The organism is Devosia naphthalenivorans, from assembly GCF_003056355.1.
Taxonomy (GTDB): domain Bacteria; phylum Pseudomonadota; class Alphaproteobacteria; order Rhizobiales; family Devosiaceae; genus Devosia; species Devosia naphthalenivorans.
Genome location: NZ_PYVW01000003.1, coordinates 68115 through 90340, shown reverse-complemented (window position 1 = coordinate 90340; position 22226 = coordinate 68115). Strand labels below are relative to the sequence as shown.

At 61.8% G+C, this 22226-nt stretch carries 20 protein-coding genes and 1 tRNA gene; 10 read left to right on the top strand and 11 right to left on the bottom strand.

The window, feature by feature from the left end; all coding sequences use genetic code 11:
* The first annotated feature begins 117 nt into the window (after positions 1-117).
* Both C8264_RS06065 and C8264_RS06060 read left to right on the top strand, forming a co-directional pair.
* Positions 118-618 (top strand): RNA polymerase sigma factor, encoded by a 501-nt coding sequence (locus C8264_RS06065; protein WP_108460083.1) that lies wholly within the window; start codon positions 118-120, stop codon positions 616-618.
* A gap of 11 nt (positions 619-629) precedes the next feature.
* The gene (locus C8264_RS06060) at positions 630-1322 is read left to right on the top strand and encodes an anti-sigma factor family protein (RefSeq protein ID WP_162783486.1); all 693 of its coding nucleotides are present in this window, start codon (positions 630-632) and stop codon (positions 1320-1322) included.
* A 7-nt stretch (positions 1323-1329) separates the two neighbouring features.
* Here the strand turns inward: C8264_RS06060 and C8264_RS06055 are convergent, their stop codons facing one another.
* From C8264_RS06055 to C8264_RS06030, 6 genes are all read right to left on the bottom strand, one after another.
* Positions 1330-2439, bottom strand: a complete 1110-nt coding sequence (locus C8264_RS06055; protein ID WP_342748685.1) for an MFS transporter — start codon at positions 2437-2439, stop codon at positions 1330-1332.
* Between the two features lie 130 nt (positions 2440-2569).
* On the bottom strand, positions 2570-3532 hold the full coding sequence (locus C8264_RS06050; RefSeq protein WP_108460080.1) for an aldo/keto reductase: 963 nt from the start codon (positions 3530-3532) through the stop codon (positions 2570-2572).
* Between the two features lie 43 nt (positions 3533-3575).
* Positions 3576-4436: a fumarylacetoacetate hydrolase family protein gene (locus C8264_RS06045; RefSeq protein WP_108460079.1), complete on the bottom strand. Its 861-nt coding sequence runs from the start codon at positions 4434-4436 to the stop codon at positions 3576-3578.
* Positions 4437-4511: 75 nt separating this feature from the next.
* Positions 4512-6020 carry a tripartite tricarboxylate transporter permease gene (locus tag C8264_RS06040; protein ID WP_108460078.1) on the bottom strand — a complete coding sequence of 503 codons (1509 nt, stop codon included), beginning with the start codon at positions 6018-6020 and terminating at the stop codon, positions 4512-4514.
* A 3-nt stretch (positions 6021-6023) separates the two neighbouring features.
* On the bottom strand, positions 6024-6473 hold the full coding sequence (locus C8264_RS06035; protein ID WP_108460077.1) for a tripartite tricarboxylate transporter TctB family protein: 450 nt from the start codon (positions 6471-6473) through the stop codon (positions 6024-6026).
* 88 nt (positions 6474-6561) lie between these two features.
* Positions 6562-7527, bottom strand: a complete 966-nt coding sequence (locus C8264_RS06030) for a Bug family tripartite tricarboxylate transporter substrate binding protein (protein WP_162783484.1) — start codon at positions 7525-7527, stop codon at positions 6562-6564.
* Between the two features lie 244 nt (positions 7528-7771).
* Between C8264_RS06030 and C8264_RS06025 the strand changes: the two genes are divergently transcribed.
* From C8264_RS06025 to C8264_RS05990, 8 genes are all read left to right on the top strand, one after another.
* On the top strand, positions 7772-8818 hold the full coding sequence (locus C8264_RS06025; RefSeq protein ID WP_108460075.1) for a LacI family DNA-binding transcriptional regulator: 1047 nt from the start codon (positions 7772-7774) through the stop codon (positions 8816-8818).
* Positions 8819-8932: 114 nt separating this feature from the next.
* On the top strand, positions 8933-11071 hold the full coding sequence (locus tag C8264_RS06020; protein WP_108460074.1) for an acetate--CoA ligase family protein: 2139 nt from the start codon (positions 8933-8935) through the stop codon (positions 11069-11071).
* A gap of 27 nt (positions 11072-11098) precedes the next feature.
* Positions 11099-12241 carry a thiolase C-terminal domain-containing protein gene (locus C8264_RS06015; RefSeq protein WP_108460073.1) on the top strand — a complete coding sequence of 381 codons (1143 nt, stop codon included), beginning with the start codon at positions 11099-11101 and terminating at the stop codon, positions 12239-12241.
* Positions 12234-12662, top strand: a complete 429-nt coding sequence (locus tag C8264_RS06010) for a Zn-ribbon domain-containing OB-fold protein (protein WP_162783483.1) — start codon at positions 12234-12236, stop codon at positions 12660-12662. Before C8264_RS06015 ends, C8264_RS06010 begins: the two co-directional genes overlap by 8 nt.
* A gap of 25 nt (positions 12663-12687) precedes the next feature.
* On the top strand, positions 12688-13467 hold the full coding sequence (locus C8264_RS06005; protein WP_108460071.1) for an enoyl-CoA hydratase-related protein: 780 nt from the start codon (positions 12688-12690) through the stop codon (positions 13465-13467).
* A 77-nt stretch (positions 13468-13544) separates the two neighbouring features.
* Positions 13545-14372 carry an MBL fold metallo-hydrolase gene (locus tag C8264_RS06000; protein ID WP_108460070.1) on the top strand — a complete coding sequence of 276 codons (828 nt, stop codon included), beginning with the start codon at positions 13545-13547 and terminating at the stop codon, positions 14370-14372.
* Between the two features lie 312 nt (positions 14373-14684).
* Positions 14685-14761: transfer RNA gene (locus tag C8264_RS05995), tRNA-Pro, on the top strand.
* Positions 14762-14791: 30 nt separating this feature from the next.
* Positions 14792-15805: a phosphotransferase enzyme family protein gene (locus tag C8264_RS05990; RefSeq protein WP_162783481.1), complete on the top strand. Its 1014-nt coding sequence runs from the start codon at positions 14792-14794 to the stop codon at positions 15803-15805.
* On the opposite strand, the gene C8264_RS05985 is transcribed toward C8264_RS05990, so the two are convergent.
* The 5 genes from C8264_RS05985 to C8264_RS22070 form a co-directional block, all read right to left on the bottom strand.
* Positions 15778-17118 (bottom strand): O-antigen ligase family protein, encoded by a 1341-nt coding sequence (locus tag C8264_RS05985; protein ID WP_108460068.1) that lies wholly within the window; start codon positions 17116-17118, stop codon positions 15778-15780. The genes C8264_RS05990 and C8264_RS05985 overlap by 28 nt on opposite strands.
* Complete coding sequence (locus C8264_RS05980; RefSeq protein WP_108460067.1) at positions 17115-18569, bottom strand: hypothetical protein; 1455 nt, start codon at positions 18567-18569, stop codon at positions 17115-17117. The genes C8264_RS05985 and C8264_RS05980 overlap by 4 nt, the downstream gene beginning before the upstream one ends.
* 2 nt (positions 18570-18571) lie before the next feature.
* Entirely contained in the window at positions 18572-20095 is a 1524-nt protein-coding gene (locus C8264_RS05975; protein ID WP_108460066.1) for an undecaprenyl-phosphate glucose phosphotransferase, read from the bottom strand.
* 396 nt (positions 20096-20491) lie between these two features.
* Entirely contained in the window at positions 20492-21625 is a 1134-nt protein-coding gene (locus C8264_RS05970; RefSeq protein WP_108460065.1) for a glycosyltransferase family 4 protein, read from the bottom strand.
* An 11-nt stretch (positions 21626-21636) separates the two neighbouring features.
* Positions 21637-22188: a polysaccharide biosynthesis/export family protein gene (locus C8264_RS22070; protein WP_162783480.1), complete on the bottom strand. Its 552-nt coding sequence runs from the start codon at positions 22186-22188 to the stop codon at positions 21637-21639.
* Between the last annotated feature and the right edge of the window lie 38 nt (positions 22189-22226).

The following is a 22226-nucleotide window of genomic DNA, read 5'->3' as shown; positions in this document are numbered from 1 at the left end:
AGGTCTCCCGTGAATTGTCTCGTGGAGGCAGACGTGTGACGTCAGGAACTATTCCATCTTGCAGAATAAAATGCGACGGCTGGGGAATAGACCACGCACCGGGCCGTCTTACCCTGCATGAGCACGATTGCAACCAGCTTGATTCCCATGCTGCCCCGCCTGCGCCGCTATGCGCTGGCGCTGTGCAAGGTGGCCGACACAGCCGACGACCTGGTCCAGGTCGCCTGTGAAAAGGCACTTTCCAGCCAGCGCCAGACGCTGGATGTCTCCTTTGACGCCTGGATGTTCCGCATCCTGCGCAATAGCTGGATCGACCGTCTGCGCCGCCAGCGGACGCGCGGCGAGGAGATCGACATTGTCGAGCACAGCGAGATCGGCGCCTTTGACGGTACCAGCATCCCCGAAAACCGCCTGATGCTGAAGCAGACCATGCAGGCCATCGGTCGCCTGCCGGCGGAGCAGCGCGAATTGCTGCTGCTGGTTTGCGTCGAGGAGCTTACCTATCGGGACGCCGCCGAAGTGCTCGACCTGCCGATCGGCACGGTGATGAGCCGGTTGGCCCGCGCGCGCCGCAAGCTGGCCGAGGATATCGGCATCGAAGCGGGGCAATTGCTATGAAGGACGAAGGCATGACGGCCCACTATTCCGACGAAACTCTGATGGCCTTTGCCGATGGCATGCTGGATGAGCCGCTGTTTTCGGCGGTCGCCGAGGCTGTCGATGGTGACCCCGCCCTGGCGGCCCGGCTGGAGCAACTGGTCGATGGCGCGGCGCTGGCTCGGCAAGGCTTTGCCCCGCTGCTGCAGCCGGTGTCGCCGGAACTGGAAGCATCGGTCAAGGCCATGATCACGCGCCAGGAGCGCAAGCGCTCTGCGGCCACTCGATGGAACTGGGCCTGGTTGTTTCCGCTAGTTGGCGCCACCGCCGCCGTTGCGGCAGTGGTCGTGGTGCTTCCAGCGCTGCAGACGCCCGCCACCGGCATTCTTGGCGGGCTTGACCAGTCCCAATTGCAGGCGGCCCTCGACACGGTTCCGTCAGGCGCCGACTATGCGCTGACCGATGGGCGTCAGTTGCATGCCGTCGCGACCTTTACCGATCAGTCAGGCATACTATGCCGGGAATTTGAGCTGCCTGGCTATGCCATGGTCGCCTGCCGCGAAGCGACACAGTGGCAGGTCACGATGGCCGTCGCGACCGGGCAGGGCGACGATGGCTATCGCACGGCTTCTGGTCTTGCCGTGCTGGACACCTACCTTGCGGAAATCGGCGCGAGTGCGCCAATTCTTGATGCAGCCGAAATGCAAGCGCTGACCAAACGGTAATACGCTTTCAAGTCTTGTCTGCGGTGGGGCGCAAGGCTGCATGGCTGGAATAGGCGAGGCCGTACAATCCTGCGGAAAGCAGCAGGAATACGGACGAGACACCGGCACCGGCGGCAACGATACCGACAGACATTGGCCGCAAAAACTGCGCCAGGCGATTGCCGGTGAGACGCAACGACAACACCAGTCCGCGGCTCCTCGGCGGCACGACACTGGTGACCCACGACATCGATATGGGTGAGGCCAGCCCAATGCCGATCCCGATCAGTACCATGGCCAGCGCAAGCACCCATTCCGGCGCCGGGATACCAAGTATCGTTAGCCCCAGGCCCGTGGCCAGCAGCGATCCCGTCAGCATGACCCGGCGGCCAAGCCGGGAGAGTAGCCAGCCGAAGCACAGGCGCGACAGCAGCGAAGCCAGTGCGCGCACCATCAGCAGCGCGGCGATGGTGCTGGCTGGAATGATCGCCTGGGCTCCGAGCACCGGCAGGTAGATCACCAGTAAATCGACAGCGCATATGACTCCAACGCCGGCCAGGATAGCCTGGATCACACCCTTTTGCCGAAGCAGGTGCCGGACCGGCAGTTGCGGCGCTGGTTTACTGGTAACCTGCGGCTTTGCGGGAGGGCGCATCAGCAGAACGCAGCCAAGGCTTATCAGTCCGGCGACCGCCGCCACGGCGAACAGGAGCCACGTGTGGGGTACTGCTCCGGGGCCCGCGAACAGTGCAACCACGAGGGGGGCGAGAATCTGTGCGAATGAAATGAGCGCAGTGTAGTGACCGAACATGCGCTCGCGAATGGCATCGGTCGGCTGATCGGCGGCAGTTGCGTGCTGCGACAGCAGGCAGAGCAGATGGCCAATACCCAGGAGACCCGTCCACCCCAGAAGCGCAATGATCGAGTTGCCGGTAGCGAATAAACCCAAGGCCGATATCACGACGCAGCCGGCACCCACCAGGAATGCCCCACGCGCGCCTTTTCGGTCGATCCTGGTGCCCACTTGTGTCGCCAGCAATAGTGGCAGCAGCGAAAAGCTTGCGCCCACCACGCCGATCCAGATGTCCGAAAGCCCCAACTCCACCGCCCGGTATGAGGTTGTCACCCTCGCGACCATGATGACGATTTGATGGAGCACGACGTGGAAAATGAATGCGCTGAGGGATAGGCTGGGCTTCGGCACACGAAACGTCACATTCCGCATCGAGAATGCCTCCCCGGCGACGAGAAACCGGCAAGCGGCGCCTTCACACCGGGTCCCCCGTGGCGGTACGTACGCGCCCAAACACATTCGAGAGGCGCTTCAAGATCTCCGGCGGAAGCGGCTCCGCGTGGATAGCTTCGATATTCTGTTCCAGATGATCGAGGCTTCCCGTTCCGGTCATCACCACATCGATGCCGCTGGTATGCCGGCAGAAGCGGTAAGCTGCCTCGGTGTACGAGCGGGCAACGCTATCCGCCAGCAGGAAGCCCAGCGGCTCATCCGGATCCAGCGCGTCGCCCGCAACTTCCCCTTGCGCTATCAACTTTTCCACCAGCTTGCGCAGGCCATCGGCTGTGGCCAGGGCACCGCGCACAGCATACATGCACATGACGCCGAGCTTCTTGGCTTGGGCCTTGGGCAACACCAATTGCTCGGCCGAGGGATTGATGAAGTTGTGCCCCAACATGAGCACGTCCCAAACCCCGTCCTCCGTGGCCTGCCGCATGACCTCACGCTCTGTATCGACGCCGAAGCTCTCCGTTAACCCGAGAAAGCCGATCTTGCCCTCCTCCTGCAGGAGCAGCAGTTCGGGCACCAGATGCTCGAGGCAATACGCATATTGGTGCGGCCTTACGCCATGGAGATGCAGAATTTCGATCCTGTCGGTGCGCAATGCGGTGAGGCTTGCCTCGACGCTTTCGCGCACCATGGCCGGTTCGATGAACTCGGTGCTTTCATAGGATGAGCCCGGCACCGTCGGGCGGAGCTTGCTCGATAGGACGACCCTATCTCGCAGGCCGGCGAGCGCCGCACCCACGACGGGCTCAGTGCCATAAACCGGCGCTGTATCGATGATGGATATGCCTCGATCCACCGCAGCGCGCAGAAGATCGATCGCCTGTTTCTCGGTGGCCCCGTTTCGCAGGCCGAGGCGACTGGGCCCACCGGCACCGAGAGCCACTACACTAACTTTCAGCTCGGTCCTTCCGAGAACTACTTGGTCCATTCTCTCCCGCCGCTCTAGCTACATTCTGCGCCGCAAGCTGACATCATGCAGCGCGCGTTTCAGCGGTGACAACCCGATTGGAAAGGCAGCCCACCACGCCAATATCCACTTCCACCAGGTCCCCGTCCTGCAGATAGACCGGAGGTTCGCGGCGATCCCCGACCCCTCCTGGCGTGCCGGTGACGATGACGTCACCAGGGGCAAGTGGTGTAAAGGTCGAGCAATAGGCGATGAGTTTCTCGATAGGAAAGATCAGGTCGGAAAGGCTCGCCTCCTGCATGACCTGGCCGTTGAGGCGCAACTGGATCGGAAGCTGCCGGTAATCGCCGACTTCATCGGGTGTGACCAGCGCCGGCCCGAAACCGCCGGTCGCGGGGAAGTTCTTGCCCGGGGTGAACTGGCTGGTATGCCGCTGCCAGTCGCGCACGGAGCCATCATTGTAGCAGGCATAGCCTGCAACAAGATCAAGCGCGTTCTCCTCGCCGACCTGGTGAGCCGCTTTGCCGATGACGATGGCGAGTTCAGCCTCGTAGTCGAACCGGTTCGAGGTGGCCGGTTTGAGAAGGGGCTGGCGATGGCCGGCCTGGGACTCGGCGAAGCGTGTGAAGACCGTAGGATAGTCCGAATCTGGCCGCTTCGTTTCGCTGCGATGGTCTTCGTAATTGAGCCCGATGCACAATATTTTCCCTGGGTCGGGAATGACGGGCAACAACTGCACTTGATCCACCGGAATGCCTGCTGACTCGTCTCGCCACCCTGCAGCCTGCGCGAGCAGTCCGGCAGCGATTGCCTGCTTCAATGTCACCACTGCCGGCGAGAGCTTGCCGGTCAGCTCGACAATGGTATCCCCGGATAAAAGGCCAAACCCATGCCGGCCGTCCTGGTCGAAACTCACAAATCTCATGCTAGAACCCTTGAAATTTTTCTACGCGGCGTAGCCCGCCATTTGGCGCTACGCCGCCGGTTGGTCTTGTCGCCGCTACGCCTCTTCCTCGAAGGCGACCTTCCGGCCCTGACGGATCTGTGGCAGCAGGATGATCAGGCACATGACGGCCGCTATCGAGAGCATCAATACGGAGAGCGGACTGCGGTAGAAGATCGAAACGTCGCCTTCGGACAGCAGAAGTGATCGCCGAAAGTGTTCTTCCATGAGCGGCCCGAGAATGAATCCGAGCAGCAATGGTGCGGCTTCCGCCCGCATACGCCAGAACAGACAGCCCAGGAGTGTGAACCCGGCCGCGAAGTAGATGGCGAGGGTATTATTCTGGATGCTGTAGAGCCCGACGCAGCAGACCACCAGGATGATCGGAAACAGCACCCAATAATGCACCTGGATCAGCCGCACCCAGAGCGGAATGAGCGGCAGGTTCAGCACGACCAGCATGGCGTTGCCGATCCACATCGAGGCGATCAGACCCCAGAAGATTTCCGGATTGGAAACCATGACATAGGGGCCGGGGGAGATGTTGTGCACCATGAGCGCACCAATCATCAGGGCCATCACTCCGTTGCTGGGAATACCCAGCGTCAGCATGGGAATGAATGAGGTCTGGGCGCCAGCGTTATTGGCGGCCTCAGGGCCGGCCAGACCCGCAATGGCGCCATGCCCAAACTCCTCCGGGTGCCTGGAAACGCGCTTCTCGAACGCATAGGAGGCGAAGGACGAGATCATCGCCCCCCCACCGGGGAGCAGGCCGAGCAGCGAGCCAATGCTGGTTCCCCTGATTGCGGGGAATATCGACTGCCTGAACTCTTTACCGGTCATCGTCAGGCTGCGAAGGGAAGGGGCCTTCACTTCGCGTGTCGTCTGGTCGTTGCGCATGTTGGTGACAATGTCGGTAAAGGCGAACAGGCCCATCGCTACGGCGACGAATTCGATGCCCTCGGTCAGCGAAAAAGATCCGAAGGTGAAGCGATAGGTGCCGCTGTTCACATCGGCGCCAACCAAGCCAAGGATGAGCCCCGTCAGCACCATCGCCACGCCCTTGATGAACGAGCCGTGGGCGAGCAGCGTCGCAGCGGTAAGGCCCAGCACCATCATGGCAAAGTATTCGACCGGCCCGAAAAGGAAGGCCACTTCGGCCAGCGCCGGGGAGAATGCCGCGATCAGCAAGGTTGCGACCGTGCCCGCGAAGAACGATCCAAGCGCAGCGATGGCAAGCGCTGCACCGGCGCGACCCTTGCGCGCCATCTGGTGCCCATCGATGCAGGAGACAACCGCCGAGGATTCGCCTGGCAAATTGACGAGGATCGCGGTCGTCGAGCCGCCGTACTGCGCACCATAATAGATGCCCGCAATCATGATCAGGCCCGTGACGGGCTCAAGCGTATAGGTGAGCGGCAGCAACATGGCGATGGTGGCCAGTGGGCCCAGGCCCGGCAGCATGCCGATCGCCGTTCCGACGAGCACCCCGATAAAGCAGAAGACCAGGTTGTTCAGCGACAGTGCCGCGTGGAAACCGATGTCCAGATTACTCAATAGTTCCATTGGTCATATCGCAATCAGTGGCACTGAAATGCCGAGGAAATAGACGAACACGCCGTAGCAAAAGGCCAACAGCCCGGCGCTGAGCAGCAAGGCGCGCTTCCAGGTGAAATGCTCTGAGGCCCACAGCGCGACGACGACTTGTGCGGGGATGGCAAACAGGAGTCCCACCGTCAGCAGCAGCAGCGCGAAAACGATCACGGACGCCGTGATCAAAAGAATGGGCTTGATCGGCAGCGGCTTGGCCTGCTCGCCTTTGCCCATGAACCCCTTGGCCAGGATCACAAGGCCAAGAATGGCGAGAATTACGCCGAGGATCAGGGGGAACATTCCCGGACCCATCATGGCTATGGTGCCGAGACTATATTGGAGTGAGAGGGCAGCGGTCAGGATGCCGAAACCGGCAAAGAATAAGCCGGCCTCGACATCGGCCTGCCCGTTGGATTTGAAAATCACTTTTGAGGGCCTCGCTTAGGTAGGACGCGGTCAGCGGCGCTGGTCCGCGCCGGGAGCAGAGCTCTCGACACGGAATTGGCGGTAGCGATCATTGGGGCTGGAGCCCGATGCTTTCGATAATGGCTTTGCTGGTAGCCATTTCCTGCGTCAGGTAGGTCTTGGCCTCTTCGGCAGTGCTGGCTACGCCTTGGATATTCTGGCTGGCGAGCCGATCCTTCACCTCTTGCTCCGCGAAAATCTGGCTCAGCGCCTCGTTGAGCTTACCGGTGATCTCGGTGGGGGTGCCGGGAGGCGCGACCAGGGCCAGCCAGTTCAAATATTCGTAGCCTTCGACTGTCGCCGCAATCGGCGGAATCTGCTCGGTCCCCAGCGGCTCGGTGCCGGTGTGGGCGAAGAACTTCATCTTTCCGCTTTCCGCGAAGGGGCGCACGGTCTCATAGCCCGAGAACACCATATCGACGAAACCGCCGGCTACGTTGTTCAGGCTTTCTCCGGCGCCCTTGAACGGAATCTCGCGGATCTCGATGCCTGCGGTCTCGTTCAGCAGGCCCAAGGCCAGCTGTGCGGCTGAGCCACGGCCCGAGGTCCCCGCGGTGAGCTCGCCAGGATTGGCCTTTGCGTAGTCGATCAGCTCCTGCATGTTGTTGAACGGCAGGTCGCTGCGCACGCCGAGCACAAAGGGGTACGAGGTCAGGATCGATACGGGAACCAGTTCGTCAGTGTCATATGGCAAATTGGCATAGAGGGACGGGTTGTTGGCGATGGCAGCGGTCACCACCATCAATGTGTGACCGTCCGGCTTTGCTTCGGCAAGCAGTGCCGTGCCGATCACCGAATTGCTGCCCGGATGGTTTTCCTTGACGATCGGTTGGCCGAGAAGTTGCGACAGCCGATCGGAAAACACCGCCGCAGCGGCGTCTGTCCCGCCACCCGGGGCATAGGGTATGATGAACTTGATAGTGTCAGTCGGGTAGTCCTGCGCTGTCGCTGTGCCGGCTGATGCTCCCGCGATCAAGCCTGCTGACAGCGCAATTGCGCGCAAAATCTGTTTCATTCGCTCCTCCGAAGATTGCATGTTTTTATGCAGCAGAGTGGGCACCCACTCGGCGCGTTAAACTCATGGCGGCAGCCCCGACGCTCCCATCGCCGGCTCCCTCCGACAAAAAGACTAACGAAGCAGGACAACGTTGTCTACGCCCTTTCTTGCGGCTATATGTTGACAGCACCGAGCCTGCGAAGCGTTGTCAAACGGTCAGCGAACAGCCGTCTTGATGCATAGTGAATAGATAGGAACGCCCGTGACGGACGAGAGAGACGCAAAGAACCCGACGCTTGTCGACGTAGCCAAAGCCGCCGGCGTGTCGCTTAGCACCGCTGCACGCGTCCTGCGCAATTCCGGCTATCCGGTTGATGACAAGCTCAAGGAAAACGTCCATGCCGCAGCGAAATCGCTCGGCTACGTTCCCAATCTGGTCGCCCGGCGGTTGCGCGGCGGAAAACAGGGCGTTGTTGGCCTCGTTATCGGCGACATGCTTGATGCCCATTATGGCATGATCGCCGAAACGGTGACGGAACGGGCGGAATCTGCCCACTCCACCTTCGCCATCGTCTGCAACATGCAGCGCGATCCGTTGCTCGAGATCAAGTATCTGCGCAAGCTGCTGGAATACCGCGTTGACGGCATCATCATGGCCGGGGGTGGCTTTGATCAGTGGACCCATCATCAGGCCCTTACCGAAACGATCGAAGAGCTGAAACGCGCCGGTACCACGGTGGTGTCGCTCATGCCCAGAAACATCGAAGTCCCTGTTTTTTCATCAGATAATGAGGCTGTGGGGCTCACGCAGGCGCGGTTCATCGTCGAGAATGGCCACACCAAGATCGGGATTCTACTGGGGCCGGCGCGCAACGAAATGACCAAGCTGCGCATGCAGTCCATGACCAGCTACCTGTCCGGGTATTCAGTGGACTACGCCATTGCCAATATCGATTCCACACCCGAGGCGGGGGCCCTTGGGGCCGCAGAAATGCTGGAGCGCAACCCGGACTTCAGCGCGCTCATTTGCGGCTCCGACGCCATCGCATTTGGGGCGGTAAACCATCTCCGAGCCCAAGGCATCGACATTCCGGGCCGTATTTCCGTTATGGGGCTTGGCAATACGCGGCTTGCAACGCTGTGCACACCCCGTCTCACTACCGTGGAAATGAATTTCGACCTGGCGGGCAGGGCGGCTCTCGACTTCATCACGTCTCACGATGCAACCGCCGAAGCCTCCGGAGCAGTGATTCCGCATGACCTGGTGGTCGGGGAGTCCTTTTCCCTGATCGGTAGCGGAGCCGAATAGACCCGGTCCGTCGAGCAGGATCGGTGCGCAAACCCCGACGCGGACGTTATTGACACTCGTTCGCTCAAAGACTAAACGCAAAGACAACGTTGTCTAGAAGCTCTGGAATTTGCAATGCCGTCGAATTTGTCGTCGCCCCATCTCGGAATTCCAGCTCCCAAAGCGATCGCTGTTGCTGGCGCATCGGACATCAACGGCGGCAACTACTATGGGGCCAGAGTGCTGGCAAACCTGGTCGAAGGCGGCACAAAAGCCGAGATTTACCCGGTCAATCCCCGGCTAGCCGGCTCCACGCTGCACAACCTCCCGGTATACGGATCACTGTCCGATCTGCCGTCGACGCCTGACCTGGTTTTTGTCGTTACCCCGACCAAATTCGTCATCCCGACCCTCGAAGAAGCCGCCAAGCTCGGTGTTAGCACCTGTGTGGTGGTGACGGCGGAGGGCGGCAACGAAGACGAACGCCGCGTTTTCCGCGATCGCATTTCCGAACTGGCTCAGGCGTCCGGCATGCGGGTGATCGGGCCCAATTCTATGGGCGTGATGAATGGCACGCTCAGTCTTAACGGCAGCTTCGCCTCCGGCACAGTCGGCGGGCGCGTACCGCCGGGCACCATCGCCTGCCTGTCCCAGAGCGGCGCCACGCTGTCGGCCATGCTGCAGTGGTTTGGTGACTCCAGCGTCGGTTTTTCCTGGCTCATCAGCACAGGCGATGAAAGCGCCACCGGCATCGAGGCGCTGATGCAGGCCATGGTCGACGATCCGGAGGTTCGTTCGATCATGCTTTTCCTCGAAGGGATTGGCGATGGCCCCGCATTCCGGCGCGCAGCGCTGGCCGCGAGAATAGCAGGCAAGCCGGTGACCATGCTGCAGGTCGGCAAATCCGAAAAAGGCCGGGCGGCCGTTGCCTCCCATACGGGACGGGTAGCCGGCACGCGCGAGGTCTTCAACGGGCTTGCACATGAGACCGGCATCATCGAGACGGATAGTTTCGTCGAGTTTTTCGGCACGGCACGGGCGCTGGCACAACGACTGCAACGTCGCGGCGAGCCATCGACCAATCGCCGGGCCGCGATGCTTTCGGTTTCCGGAGGCGCTGCCTCGCTCGGCGCCGACCAGATCTATGCACTCGACTGGGAGTTGCCCGAATTCTCGGCCACGACGGCAGCCGCTCTCGCCGAAACAACTGGCCAGACGAGCGTTCACAACCCCGCCGATCTTGGCGGCGTCTGGCGCAACCCCGAGAAGATGATTCGTGCCATCACCACGATCGCCGAACATGCCGATATCGACACAATTTTCGTGTCGATGGGTGCCGGCGGCGTCTTTGCCGACGCCGTCGCCGAGGCCATCGTCAAAGCTGCTGAAGTGATCCCCCAGGACGTCTTCGTCGCGTGGGTGGGCATGTCGGATTCCGTCCACAGCATCTTCGACAAGGCCGACATTCCGGCCTTCGCTGACCTTCCGCTGGCAGTTCGGGCCGCAGAGGCTTGTGCAAAGTTCGCGCAAAGCCAGGCAGATCTGGCGCAGGCCGAAGAACTGCTGCAATTGCTGTCAGAAGCGTCCCCGACGCCCCACAATGCCGCGCCTGACGCGACGTCCTCCCTGTGGACCGTTGCCGAGGCACTCGAGGATCTCCGCGAGGCGGGCCTGCCTTGCGCCGGCTTCGACGTGGTCGAGGGGCTGGAGGCCGCCGAGATTGCGGCTTGCGCCGAGAAGATCGGCTTCCCCGTAGTGATCAAGCTCAGTTCGCCCGATCTGAACCACAAATCCGATGACGGCGGCGTCGCTGTGGGCCTCAAGGACGCTCAGTCCGTTCGCACCGCAGCGGAGACGTTCCGAGCAATTGCCGCTCGCAAGCACCTGACCAGGGTTTCTGTACTGGTCCAGAAAATGGAGCGCGGCGTAGAACTCCTGGTCGGCATCAAGCGCGATCCATCCTTCGGCCCTGTGCTGGTGGTGGGCCTGGGCGGAACGCTGGCTGAATTGCACAGCGAAGTCGCCGCAACGATCCTGCCGACCACACCGGCCGTGCTCCGCGACCTACTATCCCGAAACACCCGATTGAACATGCTTCTGGATGGCTATCGCGGCCAGCCCGCGGCCAACCGCGAGGCTCTCGTCTCCTTTCTCGCCGATTTTGCCCACTGGGCACAAAACAAGGGCGACACGCTCCAGGAAGTCGATCTCAATCCGGTCATGGTATCCGGCGGGCAGGTTTCCATCGTCGATGCGCGCGCCATCTGGAATTGAACTAAGCCATAACAGGGAGGAAATCAGTTGCTTGGCGGAACCAGTCAGGCCTCGATCACCGGGGTTGGAAATACACGATACAGCAAGAAAGCAGATCGCTCGGCGGAACGGCTGGCGATAGAGGCCGTCCTCGCCGCCGCGGCGGATGCGGGCATCGAACCGACACAGATCGACGGTCTCATCCCTTATCCTGGGCACATCGGCGACGACGTGATCCAGGCCGAACTAGGCATAAACCCACGATTCAGGGTCACGGTGGACATGGGCGGCTGCAGCGCCGTCTCGGCATTGCGGGTCGCCTCCATGGCTGTCATGAGCGGCGCGGCAAAGCATGTGCTGCTGTTTCGAGGGCTCAAGGGCAATTCCGGTGCGCGCAAGGCCGATCGCCCTTCGTTTTTGCCAGGGCAATCCTTTCGCCGCCAGCTGGAACATGTCTACGGCATGAACACGCCAGCCCAGCGCTATGCGGTGCTGTGTCAGCGGTACAAGCATGAATATGGTCTTGATCGCCGTACGCTGGGGGAGATCGCGTTGGCCGCGAGGGCCCACGCCAACCTCAACCCGGACGCCCAGATGTATGGTCGCGAACTGACCATGGAAGACTATTTGGCGGGGCGGTTGATTGCCGATCCGTACACGCTGTTCGACTGCTGCCTCGAAACCGATGGCGCCAGCGCGGTGATCGTTTCCGCCCGAACTGAGTCTCGCGACGTCCAGATCCTGTCGGTCGCCGAAGCCCAAGGCGCTTCGCCCGATGACACCTCCAACCGCGAGCCGTTTCTCGACATCGGTCTCACCCAGGCGGCCAACGATGTCTGGAACGAGCTGGGCGTCGGGCCGCAGGATATGGATGCGGCAATGATCTATGACTGCTTCACCTTCGAGGTGCTGCACCAGATCGAGGAGGCAGGCTTCGCCGGACATGGCGAAGCGGCATCACTGATCGCGGATGGCGGCATTCGCCTCGGGGGGAAATTGCCGATCAACACCCATGGCGGCATGTTGTCGGAAGCCCATCAAGCGGGTCTCAATCACGTCATCGAGGCCGCTCGCCAACTCCGGGGCGAATGCGGCCCGCGTCAGGTTGAAGATGCCAGGCTCATCGCCGTGACCGGATGGGGACAATTGGGCGATGGCAGCTTCGCCGTTCTGGGAGCACGAAATGTTTGATCTCGACCAAATTCCAGTCCCCGACCTGTCGGATCCGAATTTCGCACCTTTCTGGGAGGGCACGCGCGAGAACAAGCTCAAGGTCCAGAGATGCGAAGACTGCGGAACGCACCGCTGGCCGCCGCGCCTCACCTGCAGGAGCTGCCGGTCGGCAAATGTCGAGTGGGTAGAGGTCGTGCCGCGCGGGACGCTCTACACCTATACAACCGTTGGCCGCCCAACCGCCAAGGGGTTTTCCTCCGTACCCTATACCGTCGGCTTCGTTGCCCTAAATACCCCCGCAAACGTTCGGATCATCGGCAATGTGGTCGGCGTCGAGCCATCGCAATTGGCAATCGGCATGGCACTCGAAGGCCGTTTCGTGCCCGCCGGGCCGAACGGCGAAATGACCCTCATTCACTGGGCACCACCAAGCGCCTGAGCGGGCCGTAACACGAGGATTGAATATGGACGGATTGGTCTACAGCAAGGTCGAGGATCGCGGTCATATCCGTATTGTCACCATCAATCGGCCGGAGGTGATGAATGCGCTTAATCGGGAAGCCAGCCATGAGCTCGAAGCGGTATGGAACGACTTCGCCGACAATGACGATCTCTGGGTCGGGATCATCACCGGCGCTGGCGACCGCGCCTTTTCCGCCGGCAATGACCTAAAAGCGCAGGCGGCCGGCAAAAGGGGCCCCAGGCCCCATACCGGCTTTGGCGGACTGGCCATGCGTTTTGGCCTGACAAAGCCGGTTATTGCCGCAGTCAACGGATTGGCACTTGGCGGAGGGTTCGAGCTGGCTCTGGCTTGTGATCTCATCATCGCCACCGAGAATACCTATTTTGGCTTGCCCGAGGGCAAGCTCGGCATGATCGCCTCAGGTGGCGGGGTACAAAGATTGCCACGCATTATCCCCGAAAAGGAAGCGCTCGGCATCATCCTAACGGGGCGTCGGGTGTCGGCCGAGGAGGGGCGCCGCCTTGGATTCGTCAACGAGGTCGTTCCGACCGCCCAAGCACTCGACGCCGCGCTAAAGTGGGCCGATCAGATCTTGGAACAGGCGCCCATAGCCGTCCGCGCCGCCAAGGAGGCGATCTTTGCATCGCTGGACAAGCCCACGCTGGAAGAGGCAATCCGGACGACCTACCCGATCCATTCCACGCTCACCAGCACGGAGGACTTCATCGAGGGCCCCCGGGCATTTGCCGAGAAGCGGAAGCCCGTGTGGAAGAACCGTTAATTGGTGGTGGGCGCTTGGCGGACTTGACCTGTTGCTTGGGGTTCCGGGTATAGTTCAATCCTTGGAAGAGATAATCAGTGTCAGCTTCTCCGGACCTCACCCCTCCTGATACCGCTCGTGTGAGTACGGGGGTGCTTCGTATAACGGCTCCTAACCCTGGACCGGGCACCTTACACGGCACCAACACCTATCTTGTGGAGGAGGACGAGGGGGTCGTCGTGATTGATCCTGGTCCCGAGAGCGACGAGCACCTGTCACGCATCCTGCAGCTTTCATCCCGGCCGATAATCCGTATCGTGCTGACACACGGCCATCCTGACCATTGCACACTGGCCCCCGCGCTCGCAGCCTCAACTGGTTCCCCGATCTGGGGCTACGCTCCCAGCCTGGCTTCATTTCCCCTCGATCAGGTGTTGGGCGATGGTGAAACGATCGGCACGCTCAAGGCCATCTACACGCCCGGTCACAGCCCCGACCATCTGTGCCTCGCCCACCGGGACGGGGTGCTGTTTACCGGCGATCTGGTGATGGGGTGGTCTAGCACGGTCGTCTCTCCACCCAACGGGCGAATGGCCGATTATTTCCGAAGCCTCGAGCGTCTGCTGACCCGCAACGATACGCTGTATCTACCCGGGCACGGGCCGCTCGTGACGAACCCGCGCGAAAGGACTGGGGAACTGCTGGCGCGTAGAATGCGCCGAGAAGCGGAAATTATCGCCCAGTCGTCCACGCCGGTCACCATCGCAACACTGCTTGAATCGTACTACAGCCACATCCCTCCCTCTCTAAGCGGCGCCGCGCGCCGCACGATACATGCGCACCTGCTCAAGCTCGATGAGGAAAAGCGGGTGATGACTACGGACGGCGGAGAGACGTGGGTGGCTGTGCAAAGCACCCAAGCCTAGGGCACAATCGAGCATCACCAAAGCCTCGGACAGCGATAGGACTGCCCGCAGGTTGAGACCGTGATCATGGGCGCAGTGCATTGCACGGGCGCCAAGCAATCCAATCGACCGGACGTCGCGATGATCGGGAAGAGAAGGGTTACTGCGCGGGAATATCGCGCGCACATGGTCTCGGCACTCTGGTCAACAGAACACGCGTAGGGCTTTCCGGTCCACGGTGACCTGCTACATCGAAAAACCTCACTTTGTTCACACCGCCCACCAAATTGAGGGTTGCACCAAATCACCTGTTTCTCTATGTCTCCGCGCAGTCGGGGCGTAGCGCAGCCTGGTAGCGCATTTGTCTGGGGGACAAAGGGTCGTCGGTTCAAATCCGGCCGCTCCGACCATCATTCCACCGCTTGTCTGAAGTCTCGTCCGTGGCACACGCCCCGCGGCGTGCCATGCTGGAGGCTGCCATTCCACTGTCCGAGGCCGATATCCAGCCGGCATTGCAGTTGTGGAGTGGATTGGAAGGGTCGCAGGCGCACCTGATCAATCACTCCGAAAACCAGACCTTCGCCGTGACGGCGCAATCGGGCGAACGCTACAGCCTGCGCGTCCATCGGCCGGCTTATCAATCGCGCCACGCCATCGAGAGCGAACTCGCATGGCTCGCGGCAATTCGCCGGGATACCGATCTTCCCGTGCCGGAACTACTGGTCGGGCGCGATGGCAGCGCGCTGCAGCGCTTCGTTACACCGGGCGGCGAAACGCAGCTTGCCGCGCTGTTCCGGTTCATCCCGGGATCAGAACCTACGCTGGAAGGCGAACCGGCCGGTCTTTTCACCATTCTAGGCCAATACGCCGCCACCCTGCACGGCCACGTCACGCGCTGGTCCCGCCCGTCCGCCTTCGAACGCCCCACCTGGGATGGCTCCACCATTTTGCGCGCCGACGGATTGTGGGGTGACTGGCGCATTGCTCCGGGCGTCGACCGGCACAATGCCCCGATCTTCCAACGGCTCGAACAAGCGATCTATACGCATCTGGCGGACTACGGCACCGGCGCGGAGCGCTTCGGGCTGATTCATGCCGATATGCGCCTGGGCAATCTGCTGGTCGATGCTGACCGCGTGACGCTGATCGATTTCGACGACTGCGGCTTTGGATGGTTCACCTACGACTTTGCCGCCGCCATTTCGTTCCACGAAGCGAGCCCGGTCATACCGGCACTCAAGGCCGCATGGCTTGACGGGTACGGCAGCGTCCGGGCGCTAAATGCGACAGATATCGCTTCGATGGACACCATGGTGATGCTGCGCCGCATGGCGCTGCTGGCGTGGATCGGCTCGCATGCCGAAACCCGGCTGGCCCAGACCCATATGGGAGGCTTTGCCGACGATACCGCGAAGCTGGCCGAGCGCTATCTGGGCGGCGCGCTCTGGCCCTGATTCCGGACGGCAACGCGCGGTCGGGCAGGCTTCTTGACGCTCGCCGCTGGTGGGGTAGGGCGCGTTCCAAGCGTCCGGCTTGCCGCTTTCGGCGTGGCGACGAAATATGCCGCGTTCAAGCCCCACACGAGCCCATAGAGCAACCACATGTGGCGCCAGTGTTCGCCCTCGTGCAGGGACGAGCACATGACGATGCCGACCAGTGAGATCAGCAATGCGATGGTGATCTCGTTTTTCGTCCGCCGGTAATTGCGGATAGAGACGACAACGCTGCCGATCGCCAGCGTAACCCAGGCCAGACCGCCGCCCCAGCCATAGTTGACGAAGGAACTGAGCCAGATGTTATGGATCGGTTCCGGGAAGATCTTTTCGAGCTGGAGCACGCCTAGCCCGATGGGATTCTGCATGATCATCGGCAGCACCAGCATATAGCGGTGGTATCGTCCCTCTTCACCAAGGTCGTAGGACTTGGCGAAGGTCAGCCGATCCAGGAGCTTGGCGGTGAACTCAGCCGAGGTGAGGCTCGCGAAGGCAAAAAGCACGATACCGGTGGCGACGAGCCCGCCAACAATCATCATCAACCGGCGCGGACGCTGGCGGTTGACGAAGAAAACATAGGCGAAAAAGCACAGCAGCGCCGCGACAACAGCGATTCGCGAAAAGGAGAGCAGGATGCCCAGCAGCACCGCCCCCAGCGCGCCGACCATCACCACCTTGCCGCCTTGCGAACGCGACAGGAAATAGGCGCAGAAAACCACCGCCGGAATGAGGAATGAGCCATACATGTTCGGGTCGTCGATGAGGCCCTTGGCCCGTCCGTCCCAGGTCAGCAGTTCCATTTGCAGCAGAAAGCCGACGGTTCCCAGCATCGACGCAATGACGCAGGAGGCGATGTAGAACTTCATGAAGTTCTCGAAGTGCCGGCGGTTCCAGCTCATGGACACAAAGGCGCCGATCATCCCAATCGAGATGGCGAAGCTCTTGGCAATGAGTTCGAACAGGACAAACTCCTGGCCAAGATGTGGCATCGACGCGATGAAGTAGGACAGTGCCCATCCGCCCAGCAACAGGATCAGGTAGATCGCCCTTCGCGTCACCTCCGGCTTCTGGAAAAGCGTCAGATAGAAGAGGGTGACCAGCAGGGACGTGATGTACAGCAGGTCGACCGGGGACGGCCGCATCAGGGTGAAGTTCATCGCCAGCACGGCGATCAGGAAGACCATGTTCCGGGTGGAAAAGACGGCAATTCTCAGACCGTTGAGGCTGACCCCGATATTGCGCGTCTCGCTGCGCGTGTCGACGCCGGTACTCATGGTGCAAGCCCAAAGCCGAGCAGGAATTTCCGGGTGCCGAGACCCTCGCAATCGGGCGCGCTCGACGCGAAATGGGCTCCGGTCTCCGGCTGGATGCAGCGATAAACCGGCACGGCCCCCGGCTGCTCCGCCGCATAGAGCCAGCCTGCCGTTCGCTCCCGGGCGTACCCTTCGGGTGCGCAACTGCCTTCGTCGGCAAGCAAATGATCCAGATGCCCGGACAGGTCGCGGGAACACTCGGCGAACTTGATGCTCGCAATACCTTCCGGCGCGCGCGTCAGCATATAGGCGACAATCTCGTCGCGCTGGAAATCGAGCCTGTCCCCGGTCAATGGCCCGGTAGACGTGACATAGCTTTGCGCCTCGGGATCGCTCCACCGGGTCAGCGCCACGCCGACCTGCGCCGCCGGCGGCTCATCCGCCACCGTAAGCGATACCTCGTGATAGACGAGGTAACGGCTCTCAAACCCCTCACCGGGCGGGACGTAGACATAGCTCACCAGAAAATCCGCATCGACCGCACTGCTCCCGGTCTCGGGGTTCATAAGTGTCCCATAGGCGATCAGATCGGTATCCGCCGGCCGGTTCCAATCCGAACCATCGATCGCCAGCAGCGGTTCATCGAGGTCGACGAACAACACCTTGTCCTCGGACAGCGAAAGCCGCACCCCACCGAACCACGGATCGGTCGCGACGGCAGCCACCCAGCCTTGCTCCTGCAGAAAGCCGGCCCCGGTGCCCACGAAGCCGATGGCCGTCGCCTTGCCGTCCAGACCCGCCTCGCTCCAGCCGCCCTCGAAATATTTGTGCCAGTCCGTCGGTTCGCTCACCGGCGCCCGCGCCACGATGGTCTGCCAGTCCGAATTGCGCAGGCAATAGGCGTAGAGATAGCCATCCAGCCCATCGAGCATCGTGCAGTCACCCTCGCCCGATGTGGTGCCCGGCCGCGGCGCGTCGCTGCCGGTGATGACGGTTCCCAGATCGGTCCAGGTGAGGCCGTCATCGCTGGAAATGGCGATTGCCATGGACTTGTCCGTCTGCCCCTGCGGCCCGTAATCGCAGATGCTCTCCTGATGCACCATCCCGATAAGCGTGCCGCCCGACCGTGTCGTGGAGGTCAGCCAGCGCCCGCACTCGTTGACGCTTCCCGGTGCGCCTGCCTCAAGGACCGTCCGGCGCGGGCCGCCCATGTCCCATAGTGTGGCGCCGTCTATGGCATAGGTCGCCCCGTTGGCGCTGAACCCCCGAAAGCTCCCGTCGGCGAGCTTCAGCACTGAGAACGACGCGTCCAGCTCATCGGGAAACGGCCCCCGGACGACGACCGCCGGACCGACCCGCACAACCAGGCATTCCACGCAGATTTCACTGTTCGCCTGTGCCGGTGCAGCGGCGGCCCCCGAGAGAGCCAGCACAAGAAAACCTGCAGCCTGCAGCCTGAAATCCCTCATCATGCTCAGTATGCGTTCTCGTTCTTGGCCACCAGCGACACCGGCGTCATGGCCACGATGTAGAGATCGAACAGGATCGACCAGTGATCGATGTAGTAGAGGTCGTGGTTCACGCGCTGCATGATCTTGTCGATGGTGTCGGTCTCGCCGCGCCAGCCGTTGATCTGGGCCCAGCCGGTCATGCCGGGCTTGACCCGGTGGCGGGCGAAATAGCCTTCCACGGCATCATAATAGAGCTGGTTTGCGGCCTTGGCCTGCAGCGCATGAGGGCGGGGTCCGACGATGGAGAGTTCACCCTTGAGCACGTTGAACAGCTGCGGCAATTCGTCGATCGAAGTCTTGCGGATGAAGCGGCCAACCCGGGTCACGCGCGGATCGCCCTTGGTCACCAGCTTCGCCGCGCCCGCATCGGCCGAGTCCGTGCGCATCGAGCGGAATTTGTAGATCTTGATCAGCTCATTGTTGAAGCCGTGCCGGTTCTGCATGAAGAACACCGGGCCGCGGCTCTCGAGCGTGATGGCAATGGCCGTGACGATCATGATGGGCGACAGCAGGATCAGCGCGGTCAACGCCACGACCTTGTCGAACAGCCATTTGAAGACCAGGTTCCAGTCCGAAATCGGCCGGTCGGCCATATCGAACACGGCCAGATCGCCCACATAGGAATAGGCCCGGTGGGTGAACTTGAGCTTGCTCATATGCGCCGACAGCCGGATGTCGACGGGCAGCACCCAAAGCTGGGTCAGCATGTCCAGCACGCGTTTTTCAGCCGATAGCGGCATGGAAACGATCACCAGATCCACCGGCGTACGCCGCGCGAATTCGGTGAGATCGGCCACCTTGCCGAGCTTGGGCAGGCCAGAGACCTGTTCGGGCGAGCGGTCATCGAAGCGGTCGTCGAACAGGCCCAGCATGGCAATGTCGTTGCTGGCGCTGGCCCGAATCTGCTCGATCAGCGCTTCGGCGTCCTTGCCCCCGCCGACGATGGCCGTGCGCCGCCGCAACCGGCCCTGCGCGGTCCAGCGCTGTACCAGCGCGCGCAGCGCCAGCCGGTATGCCACCAGCAGCACGGCACCGCCCACAAACCAGCTCGCCAGCCATAGCCGGGAGAACAGGTCGGCGGCCTTGAAAAAGAAGATGCCGACGGCAAGCAGCGCCATCACGATGGTCCAGGCGCCAAGGACGCGACCGAGCTGCACGAACACGGTGCGATAGGCGGCTATGCGGTGGGTGCGGGCGGCATTGAACAGGACATTGGCCAGCAGGCTCGCCGAGAGAATGACCGGCAGGTAGAATTCGGGTGCGCCCAGCGACACATAGTATTTATAGATTCCATAGCCGAGCGCCGCCAGTAGCGCGGCCTCGACGGCCTGCGCAACACCGACGACGACGGCGCCGGATAATGTCGACTCAACCGGCGCTGCAATAATGGCTTCAGCTTCCGGGGAAAGAGCATGTTCTTCCGCCCCCGTTGCCGTCTGCTTGGCGACGTGATCGAGGACAGCCTGCTGGGGATCGACGCGAAACATTGGCGGTTACCGGTACGAAATCGTGCCGGCATTGTCGGGCCAAGGGGTTTACACTCGATGAAGTTGACGTCTCAAGATTTGCCGAGTGCAAGTACAAAAAAGTAAGCACCGGCCTTCCGTAAGTAATCTTGCGGAGCGCATCGCGCGTCGCCACGACAAAGGCGATCAACGATCCAAGGCGATCAACGATCCAAGACGACCAATGATCCAAGCCGGCCAACGACCCACCTATCTCTCACCCCCCACCGTGCTTCCCTCGGGCTCGACCCGAGGGCCACTCTCCCCCCGGCACAAGCGACGAGAGACCCCGGAGCACCTGCCGGAGGAAGCAATTCTGGGTTAGGGTTGCACGCCTTGAAGGTCTCGAAGGGCCCCCAGGCACAAAGCCCGCTATCGCTAAGCCTTCAAACGACCAAGCGCTGCAAAATATAATGCCTCAATGCGGGAGACCATCTGCCCGACCGCAAAGTGCTCGAAAATATACGCAAGCCTCTGCTGCATTTCCGCCTGCGCCGCCTCGGGATTATCCAGCGCCTTTTGCATCGCAGTGCGTAGCGCCACCACGTCGCTTGCCGGCACCAGACCATGCGTCGTCGGCCCGTATATCTCCGGAATTCCACCCACGCGTGTCGAGATCACCGGCAAGCGCGCGGCGGCGGCCTCGAGTACGATATAGGGCAGGGACTCCGCCAGTGACGGCACCACTGCAATTCGCCCCTTGGCAAATGTAGGGCGCGCCGGCTGGGCGCCCAGCAGCCGCACGCGCTCGTTCAGGCCAAGCCGGTTGATCTGATCGGTCAGGGCATCCCTGGCGCCACCATCGCCCGCCATCACCAATGTTGCGCCCGCTCCGTCGCGGCGGCTCACCCCGGCGAGCGCCTCCACCAAAATGTGGATGCCCTTGAGGTCACGCAACTCGCCCACGAAAACGAAATCGGCAGTGTCCTCTCCTGGTGCTACCGGCTCGAATTCCTCCGGCTGCAGGCCATTATAGATGACCTCGGCAGGGCAGGTGGGCGCGCCGATCAGGCTGGCATAGGTCGTCTTGGCATATTGGCTTTCAAAGATGATTGCCGCCGTCTGGACCATCAGCCAGCGCTCAAGCAGGTGAAACACCCGTCCCGAAGCAGACGACTTGCTGAAATGCAGCACGCCGCCATGCGGCGTATAAAGCGCGACGCTCTTGCCGCCGCCCAGGCGCGCCAGGCGGGCATAAAAGCCTCCCTTGGCGCCATGGCCATGCAGTACGTCGATGTCGAGCGAGCGAGCGAGCTTGCGCACAGCCAGGGGGGTAACCAGATCGCCTTTGCCCAGCACACGCGGCATGGCATAGCGGTGAATGCCCAATTGGGCATGCGGCAGCAGGGCGGTCAGCCGGCTTTCGGTTTGTGCGTCATTGGCGAGGCTGTCGACGACAAGCCCCACCTCATGCCCGTGCGCAGCAAGCTCGCGCGTCAGGTCTGCGACGTGGCGGAACAGCCCGCCAACCGGCGACCGCATGACCTGCAGGATGCGAAGCTTGCCGGGCATTGCTTACTCCGTCAGAACCAGCGTTCCTGCACGACGATGGTGTCACCGGGGAAAATGGGGAAGTCGAGATCGACGCTGCCCTTGACCATCTGCTCGCCCTGGCGGCGATAGACGATGGCCTGGTCGCGGTCCGCAGTGTCGGAAAAGCCGCCCGCCACGCTGATGGCGGAGCGCACCGTCATGCCGTGCACATAGGGGAACTGTCCCGAATTGCCGACTTCACCCTGGATGAAGAAGGGGCGATACTCGGCGATCTCGACGGCAACGTCTGGGCTGCGCATATAGCCATTGGCGAGAGCCCCCGCCAGCCGCGACGCGGCCATCTTGGTGGTTGTGCCACGCACCTGAACCGGCCCGACCAGCGGAAACGCAATCGCGCCGCTGTCATCGACCCGATAGGTGTTGCTCAAGTCCTGGTCGCCATAGACGCTGACGCGAACCGTGTCCCCGGTATCGAGCTGGTAGGGCCCCTTGGTTTCGACCAGATAGGTCGCCGGGCGCGTGCTCGCGCAGGCGGCCAGCGGCAAGGTCAGGATGATCGTGAGAATCGGAAACCAGCGCATTGAAATCCCGCGCGTTTGAGAACGTGTGCAGTCTCTCC